Genomic DNA, 8,489 nt, shown 5'->3' on the forward strand with positions numbered 1-8,489 from the left:
GCGCGTGCGCTCCTCCAGCCCCGGCTCGACCGGGTCAGAAGTCCTGGGAGGACTCCTCCCCGGTCGAGCCGGGGCTGGAGGAGCGCACGCGCCGGATGTGCAGCTGCCTGCCCAGCCGGATCACCGGGCGGATCAGCAGCTCGACACTGCCGACGAGGAAGCACCAGGTGCCCGCGGTGGTCCAGGCCTCGGAGAAGAACATGATGCTTCCGGCGATGAACCACAGGGCGATGAGGATGTCGTTGACGATGCTCGCGGCCTCGTAGCGGCGCCGGACGACGAGTTCGTCGTGCCCCACGTGCAGGACCAGCGGTCTGCTCTGCTTCTCGGACATGTTCGGCCCTCCCTGCGGGGTCGTCTCGGCACCGCGTCTTCCCCTGCCCGAAGTGGGCGAACACGAAAAGTCACCACATAACGACTACTCGTACATACTTGCTGGTAACCCTGTGTAACGTCTGCCTCGTGGCAATATCCGCTGAACACCAGATCTACACCGACCTGTTCGTCGAGGAACCCGAACTGACCATCGGTTTCTTGAGAAATCTGGGCATGTCCGTCCCCGAGTACACCAGCGTCGAAAGGGCCTCCTGCGACCTGGGCAATGTCCAGCCGACCGAGCGCAGAGCCGACGGCGTCCTCGAACTAAGGGGCCCACACCCCCTGTCCGGGCACAGTGAGAGCCGCTTGGGCATCGTGCTGGAGGTCCAACGCAAGGAGTCCGACCGCAAGAGATTCACGTGGCCGGAGTACCTGGCCACGCTACGGGCACGGTTGGAGTGCCCTGTCGCACTCATGGTGGTCTGCCCCAACAGGGCGACCGCCGCATGGTGCGCCGAACCGATCGCCATGGGCCACCCCGGATGGACACTGCATCCGATCGTCGTGGGGCCCGACCAGATTCCGGTTATCACAGACCCGGAGGAAGTCGGTCGCAGAGCAGCCTTGGGGGTTCTGTCAGCGATCACCCATGGCGACGGTGATCCGCGGGTACTACGAGCTCTGCATGACGGCCTGAGCTTCATCGCCCCGGAGGAGGCCAGGAAATACACTGAACACACACTGCTCCTGCTCGGACGCCACGGGCAAAGGCTTCTGGAGGAACTGTTGAAGACGGAGACCTACAGGTACAGCAGCGACTGGACCGAGAGCCTCAAGGCAGAGAGCAGGGCCGAGGACATCCTCCGTCTGCTCACCCTGCGCGGTGTCGACGTACCACAGGAGGCACGCGAGCGGATCAGCGCATGCCGCGACCACGACCAGCTCGACACCTGGCTCGACCGGACCATCAGCGTCACCCACATCGACGAACTCTTCGCCGAGTGACCTGAGAACCGTGACGGGCCCGGCTTCCCCCCGGAAGCCGGGCCCGTCCCTCGTGCTCAGCGGCGCGCGGAGGCCCGCACCGCGCCCGTCGAGAGCATGCCGTGCTGCCGGACCACGCCCGGGAAGAGCCGTCCGGCGGAGGTGGGCCCGGCGACCAGACGCAGGCGGGGGTCGTCGGACGGCAGGCGTCAGGCGCGGTCGGTGCCGCGGGCCAGGGCGACGACCTCCTGGCCGGGGCCGGGCAGCAGGCGCACGATGTCGCCGCCGAGGAGACCGGTCGCTCCGGTCACCACGGACCTGCTCCGCCCGGGGAGCGGTGTGGCGTGGACTTGCGTATCGTTTCACACCCCAACCATAGAGTTCTATGATCATCTGATGAGTAGAAGCACTGGAGAGGGGGCCGAGGCGTGGAGAACGCACCCGGATGGGACACCCCCATGTGGCACACGACCGGTTTTCGACTGATCAAGCTGGGCGAACTGGTCCAGGCGACCACCTCGGCGGTCTTCGGGCCCCAGCAGATCACCTCCCGGCAGTTCCACGTGCTCTCCGCCGCGGAGGCGATGCCCCATCTCTCGCAGAAGGAGCTGAGCCGTGTGCTGGGTGTGGATCCGAACGTGATGGTGGGGCTGATCGACGACCTGGAGGAGCAGGGGCTGGCCAGGCGCGAGCGCAACCCCAGGGACCGCAGGCGCTACATCGTGACGCCCACGGACAAGGCGAGGACGCTGCTGGAGGAGGCCCGCGACGCGGTGGCCCGGGCGGAGTCGGAGTTCTTCGCCACCCTGTCCGGGAGCGAGGTGGCCCTCCTGCACGAGCTGTCGGGCCGCCTGCTCACCGAGCACCCCCGGGTGACCAAGTACGAATGAGTTTCCGGTGCCGGGGCCGCCGCCCCCGGCACCGGAACCCCCGGATCACTCGGAGACGCCGAAGCGGGCGTGCACGCGCTTGAGCGGCGCCGGGGCCCACCAGTTGGCCCGTCCGGCCAGCCGCATGAACACCGGTACCAGCACGCCGCGGATGAGGGTGGCGTCCACCAGGATCACCACCGCCATGCCGACCGCCAGCATCATCAGGTACAGCACGTCGGAGACGGCGTAGGCGGCGAAGGAGGCGGCCAGGATGACGGCCGCCGCCGTGACCAGGGGGCCGCTGCGCTGGAGTCCGGCCGCGACCGCGCGGGTGTTGTCCCCGGTCAGGTCGTACTCCTCCTTGATCCGGGACATCATGAACACCTCGTAGTCCATGGACAGCCCGAAGGCGATGCAGAACATCAGGATGGGGAACGTCGTCTCCAGGGTGCCGTCGGCGGTGAAGCCCAGCAGCCCGGACAGGTTCCCCTCCTGGAAGATCCACACCATCACGCCGAACATCACCGCGAGGCTGAGCACGTTGAGCACGATCGCCTTGGCGGGCAGCAGGATGCTCCCGGTCATGAGGAACAGGATGACGAAGGTGATGGCGAGGATGAGGCCGAACACCAGCGGCACCTGCCCCAGCAGGGCCTCGCGGAAATCGGTCAGGTCGGCCGGGTAACCGCCGATCCGGGTCTCACCGGGCGCGGGCACGTCCCGGACCCGGTCGATGAGGTCCTCGACGTCCTCCAGGGCCCCGGCGGTGGGCACCACGGACAGCCACGTCCGCTCCGCCGACCCGAACCGCTCCTGTGCCCGCGGTTCGGCCCCGTCGGTCCGCTCCCCGCCGCTGAAGCGCCCGGTGAGCGCGTCCACCTGGTAGACGCCCTCCACCCGCGACAGGTCGGCGGCGTAGGCGCTGATGACGTCGGCCTCGGCCTCCCTGCCGGGTACGTCCACCAGCACCTGGACGGCGTCCATCTCCTCCTGGACGAAGTTCGCGCCGATCTGGTCCTGCACGTCGCGGCTGGAGGCCCCCTGCGGCAGCACGCGCGCGTCGGGCAGGCCGAAGTCGAGCCCCACCGCGGGCGCCGCCAGCACCAGGACCACCGCGAGCGCGGGCAGGCCCCACAGCAGCGGGCGGCGCATCATCCGCAGCGCGGTGGAGTGCCACCAGCCGCTGTCGGGGTCGGGCTCGCGCTTGGGCCGGACCCGGTGCCCGACCTTGGCCAGAGCCGCGGGCAGGATGACCAGCGCGGCGAACACCGAGGTCAGCACGGTTCCCACGCCCGCGTAGGCGAAGGACTGGAGGAAGGGGAAGGGGAAGAGCATCAGGCAGGACAGGGCCACCGCGACCGTCAGTCCGCTGAACAGGACGGTGCGCCCGGCCTTGGAGACGGCCAGGGAGACCGCCTCGGGGACCCGCCTGCCCCGGGCCAGCTCCTCGCGGAAGCGGTTGATGACGAACAGGCTGTAGTCCACGCCCAGGCCCACGCCCATGACCAGGGTGAGGTTGGCGGCGAAGGTGGACACGTCGGTGAGGTAGGTGACCCCGCGCAGCAGGGCGAGCGTGGTGACCACGGAGAGCAGGCCCATGCCCAGGGTCAGCGCCGCCACCGAGATCCTGCGGTAGAGGACGAGCAGGAGCACGAACACCAGCGGGAAGACGATGGCCTCGGCGAGCAGGAAGTCGGCCTGCGCCTGCTCGGCGGCCTGGCGGAAGACCTCGTCGCCGCCGCCGACCTCGACCCGGATGACCTCGTCGTCGCGGGTGAAGTCCGGCGAGATCCCGCCGAGCGCGGTGCGCGCCTCGGTGACCGTGCCCTCCATGCGCACGGTGATCAGCGCCTGGGTGCCGTCCTCGGAGCGCATCGCCGGGGACCCGCCGCGCCCCCAGTAGGAGGCGGTCTCGGCGACGCCCTCGCGTGAGGCCAGATCCCGTTCCAGGGCGGTGGCGGCCTCGACGACCCCGGGGTCGTCCACGGTGCCCCGCTGGGCGGTGACGAGCAGGAGGAAGTGGTGCTTGCCGGTGCCGAAGCCCTCCTCCAGTTGCTGTTCGACGCGCAGCGACTCCGATCCGGGGCTCTCGAAGCGGCTGAGCAGCAGCCGGTCCATGGTGCCCGCCGCCAGGGCCAGGGCGACCAGCACCAGCGCGACGCCGGCCAGGATCACCCGGCCCGGGCGGCGGGCCAGCCCGTCGCCGAGCCGGACCAGGAGCGGGGGCCTTCCCGGTGGTGCCCCCTGGCGGCCGGGGGGTGAGGTGGTCGTCGGGGACGTGGCCATGGTGGTCCCGCCTTCCAGGGTCAGGAGGTGGTGGGGGCGTGCCGCTCCGTCCACGCGGCCGACCCGACCGCCGCCAGCGGGACGGCCAGGACCCACCAGGGGTCGCGCGTGGTCAGCCTGGTCAGCGCGTCGGGCATCGTGTCACCCCCTTCGTTTGCGGGCGCGCGGGGCCGTCGGTGGCGGCCGGAGTCCCCCGGCCGCCACCGCGCGTTCCCTCGTTGCCACGGTACAGTAAAAACATGAGATAATCACTAGGGCCAATAATAGGTTTCACATATCATTTGTTTGAGGGGCCGCTGGACCCCGGGCAGCGGGGCCGCGTCCGCCAGGCGGGGTCGCACAGGTCGGCCACCGCCGCCACCCAGGCGTCGGGGCACACCGACGGCCCCGCGACACGCACCCGACGCACTCCGCCCGCGGACGGCCGCGTCACGGCACCGCAGACAGCGAAACGACCCCGTCCGGGAGCTCCCGGACGGGGTCGCGCGACAGGCGGTCACACCCCCGCGTGCACCCTTCTGCGCCCGTCCCGCTCCACGGCGGGTTCGGGCCCGTCCTCGTCGCCGCCCTCGGAGATCCCGATCCGGTCGTGCAGCCAGCGCAGCGGCCGGGGCAGCCACCAGTTGGCCCCGCCCAGCAGGCGCATCGTGGCGGGCACCATGACCGCGCGCACCAGGGTGGCGTCCACCAGGACCGCGATGGCCAGGCCGATGCCGATGACCTTCAGGAAGAGCAGGTCCGAGGTGCCCATGGCCAGGAGCACCACCATCAGCAGGATCGCGGCGCTGGTGATGATCTGGCCGGTGTGCTGGAGCCCCGCCGCCACCGAGCGCGTGTTGTCCCCGGTGCGCAGGTACTCCTCGCGCACCCGGCTGAGCAGGAACAGCTCGTAGTCCATCGCCAGGCCGAAGGCCACGACGATGATCAGCACCAGGTAGGTGGGGTCGATGGTGCCCACCGCCTCGAACCCGAGCAGCCCGGAGAAGGCGCCCTCCTGGAAGCCCCAGACCACCACGCCCAGGGAGGCGCCCAGGGACAGCGCCCCCATGAGCACCGCCTTGACCGGCAGGACGATCGAACCGAAGGCGAGGAAGAGCAGGAGCAGGGTGGCCGTGGCGACGAAGCCCACGGTCATGGGCGCCGCGTCGACGATCGCCGCCACGTTGTCCTGCTGCATGGCGGCCACGCCGCCGACCAGGCTCTCCTCCGCCCCCTCCGGAACCGGTTCGGCGCGCACGTCGCGCACCAGGTCGGCGACCTCCGGGGAGTCGGAGGCGCCCCGGTAGGCGACCACGACGTGGGCGACGTCCTCGCCGGTGCGCTCCACCGTCGCCGACACGGCCTCCTCCAGGCCCGCCAGGCGCTCGGTGTACTCCTCCAGGGCCCCGTCGTCGGCGCCGCCGACCACCGCGACGTCGAGCGTGCCCAGGCCGCCCGCGGGGAAGTCGTCGGAGAGCGCCTCGGTGGCGATCCGGCTCCCGGAGTCGGCGGGCAGGTAGCGCTGGTCGGTGGAGCCGAGTTCGGTGGAGGCCAGGCCGGCGCTGAAGACCAGCAGGACGCCGCCGACCGCGACCAGGGACACGGCGGGGCCGCGCATGACGACGCGGGCCAGGCGCGACCAGGCCCCCTCGTGCACGGCTCCGGTGACGGTGCGGCGGGGCAGCGGCAGCCTCAGGCGGTTGACGCGGTGCCCGACCGCGGCCATCAGCGCGGGCAGGAAGACCAGCGCGGCCAGCAGGTCGAAGACCACGACGGCGATGCCGCCCCAGCCGATCGACTTGAGGATGGGCTGGGGGAAGAAGAGCAGGCCAGCGAAGGCGATGCCGACGGTGATGCCGGAGAAGGCCACGGTGCGTCCGGCGGTGTCCACCGTACGGCTCACCGCGTCGGCGATGCCGCGGCCCCGGCGCAACTCCTCCCGGAAGCGGCTGACCATGAACAGTCCGTAGTCGATCGCCAGCCCCAGGCCCAGGATGGTGGCGACGTTGATCGCGAACACCGACACCTCGGTGACGTGGGTCAGCGCGCGCAGGAGGGTCAGCGAGCCCAGGATGGCCAGGCCGCCGACGGCGAGCGGGACCAGGCCCGCGACGAGGCCGCCGAAGATCAGGACGAGCAGGAACAGCAGGATCGGCAGGGTGATGAGCTCGGCGCGGACGACGTCGCTCTCGGCGCTCTCGGCCAGCTCGTGCTCGATCGCCACCGAGCCGCCCAGGTGGACCTCCAGGTTGCTGGAGGACAGGTACTCGGCCACCTCCTCGTACTGGTGGAGGCGATCGGCGTGGGTCTCCCCGCTGAGGGTCACGGGGATGTAGGTGGCGTCCATGTCCTCGGCCACGAGCATGCCGCGCTCGGTCTCGCCGAGGTCCTCGTCGAGGTAGGTGTCGAAGTCGGCGACCGCGTCCTCGGGCATGCCGTCGGCGATACGCTGGACCGCCGCGGCGAAGGTGGGGTTGTCCACCCGGATCTCGTCGCTGCGGTAGACCGCGACGACGTCGACGCCGTCGTGGCCCAGCTCCTCCTCCAGGACGCGCGTGGCCCGCGCGGACTCGGAGTCGGGATCCTCGAACCCGCTCTCGCTGACGTCGGAGAAGAGCCCCGAGCCCCAGATCCCGGAGAAGACGGCGAAGACCGCGGTGGCGGCGAGGACCGCCCAGCGCCAGCGGTGGACTCCCCGTCCCAGCCGACCGAAAAGCCCCGTTTGTGTCGGCATACGCCGCCCTTTCAGGAAACAGACCCCATGTCCGTTAACGGTGTTTGCTAACGGTGTTCACTAAAGCGTGCGGGCGTTACGATGTCAACGTCGTCGACGAGGACCACGGCGCCCCGACCGGGCGCCCGAGACGGGGTGTAGCGCAACAGATGGCGAAACCGCAGCTGGACCGGGTGGCAGGGGGGCCGAGCCGCCGCGAGCGTGTGCGCGAGGCCACATTGGCGGAGATCAAGGGGATCGCCCGCCGGCACCTGGTCGAGCACGGGTCCGGCGGGGTGTCCCTGCGCGCCATCGCCCGGGAGATGGGGATGACCGCGCCGGGGCTGTACCGCTACGTGACGGGGATCGACGCGCTGCTGGTGCTCATCACCGCGGACATGTTCCAGGAACTGGGCGACGCGGTGGCCGCGGCGGACGCCAGCGTGCCCGCCGAGGACACCGACCTGCGCATCCTCACCTCGCTGCGGGCCTTCCGGGCCTGGGCGATCGGGCACCGGGCCGAGTTCGCCACGATGTTCGGTCCGCGCGTGCGCCTGGCCCCCGAGACCGACGTCACACCGGCGGTGGAGGCCGGGCGGCGCTTCGGGGCGACCTTCTACACCCTCTTCGACCGGCTTCTGTCGGAGGAGAGGTTCGTGCTGCCCGACGGGGACCGCATCACCCCGGAGCTGGCCCGCGATCTGCGCGCCTTCGCCGACACCTGCGGCTTCTCGGCGCCGCACATCCCGGTGGAGGCGGTCATGGTGCTCAGCACGTGCTGGGTACGCCTGTACGGGGTGGTGTGCATGGAGGTGTTCGAGCACCTCGACTTCGTGATGCGCGACATGGAACCGCTCTTCGAGTCCGAGCTCCAGAACATGCTGACGGGCCTGGGGGTTCGCTACCGGCCGCCGGAGAGCAGCGCCCCCACGACCATGGGTACGTCCGGTTAAGCCCCATACTGGAGTTCTGCGACTCTTGCCGGATTCGCCCTCCAGGCGGAGACGACACCCCGGCACGCTGCGGCACGATAGCGAGGACTGACCCCGTGGAGAACCCATCCGGCGGTGAGCGGCCCGGAGGCGAGACCCCCAGACCCGAGCGGTCCGGTACCGGAGGCGCCGTCTGCGGCCCCGGTGCCGAGGAGGCCACCGGACCCCGGGCGGACGGACGGGAACACGGCGAGGCGGAGCAGGGGCGGGACGGAGCCCCCTCCGCGCCCGTTCCCCCGTACCCCGGACCGGGCGCGGACAGCACACTCCGCGTGCCCACCGCCCCGCACCCCGGACCGACCGCGGACGGCACGCCCCCCATGCCCGCTCCCCCGCACCCCGGAC

The 8,489-nt window shown here is 70.9% G+C and carries 7 protein-coding genes and 1 pseudogene; 4 read left to right on the forward strand and 4 right to left on the reverse strand.

The features are described from left to right. Nucleotides 1–34: 34 nt before the first annotated feature. Nucleotides 35–334, reverse strand: coding sequence for a YrhK family protein (locus DQW06_RS15640; protein ID WP_013153856.1), 300 nt, complete (start codon nucleotides 332–334; stop codon nucleotides 35–37). Between the two features lie 128 nt (nucleotides 335–462). Here DQW06_RS15640 and DQW06_RS15645 point away from each other — a divergent pair, with 128 nt between their 5' ends. Further along, entirely contained in the window at nucleotides 463–1,323 is an 861-nt protein-coding gene (locus DQW06_RS15645; protein WP_232833036.1) for a hypothetical protein, read from the forward strand. 188 nt (nucleotides 1,324–1,511) lie between these two features. Here DQW06_RS15645 and DQW06_RS29905 read toward each other — a convergent pair whose 3' ends face one another. Next, nucleotides 1,512–1,616, reverse strand: a complete 105-nt coding sequence (locus DQW06_RS29905) for an NAD-dependent epimerase/dehydratase family protein (RefSeq protein ID WP_013153858.1) — start codon at nucleotides 1,614–1,616, stop codon at nucleotides 1,512–1,514. Nucleotides 1,617–1,730: 114 nt separating this feature from the next. Between DQW06_RS29905 and DQW06_RS15650 the strand changes: the two genes are divergently transcribed. Next, nucleotides 1,731–2,192, forward strand: a complete 462-nt coding sequence (locus DQW06_RS15650) for a MarR family winged helix-turn-helix transcriptional regulator (protein ID WP_071622372.1) — start codon at nucleotides 1,731–1,733, stop codon at nucleotides 2,190–2,192. Between the two features lie 45 nt (nucleotides 2,193–2,237). Here the strand turns inward: DQW06_RS15650 and DQW06_RS15655 are convergent, their stop codons facing one another. Together DQW06_RS15655 and DQW06_RS15660 are read right to left on the reverse strand one after the other, a co-directional pair. Further along, nucleotides 2,238–4,460: an MMPL family transporter gene (locus tag DQW06_RS15655; RefSeq protein ID WP_117198793.1), complete on the reverse strand. Its 2,223-nt coding sequence runs from the start codon at nucleotides 4,458–4,460 to the stop codon at nucleotides 2,238–2,240. Between the two features lie 496 nt (nucleotides 4,461–4,956). Next, on the reverse strand, nucleotides 4,957–7,173 hold the full coding sequence (locus DQW06_RS15660) for an MMPL family transporter (protein ID WP_117198795.1): 2,217 nt from the start codon (nucleotides 7,171–7,173) through the stop codon (nucleotides 4,957–4,959). A 149-nt stretch (nucleotides 7,174–7,322) separates the two neighbouring features. Between DQW06_RS15660 and DQW06_RS15665 the strand changes: the two genes are divergently transcribed. Beyond that, complete coding sequence (locus DQW06_RS15665; RefSeq protein ID WP_013153863.1) at nucleotides 7,323–8,105, forward strand: TetR/AcrR family transcriptional regulator; 783 nt, start codon at nucleotides 7,323–7,325, stop codon at nucleotides 8,103–8,105. 95 nt (nucleotides 8,106–8,200) lie between these two features. Beyond that, nucleotides 8,201–8,489, forward strand: a pseudogene (locus DQW06_RS29550) (hypothetical protein); the annotation flags it as partial.

Source organism: Nocardiopsis sp. TNDT3 (assembly GCF_003427465.1).
Lineage (GTDB): Bacteria > Actinomycetota > Actinomycetes > Streptosporangiales > Streptosporangiaceae > Nocardiopsis > Nocardiopsis dassonvillei.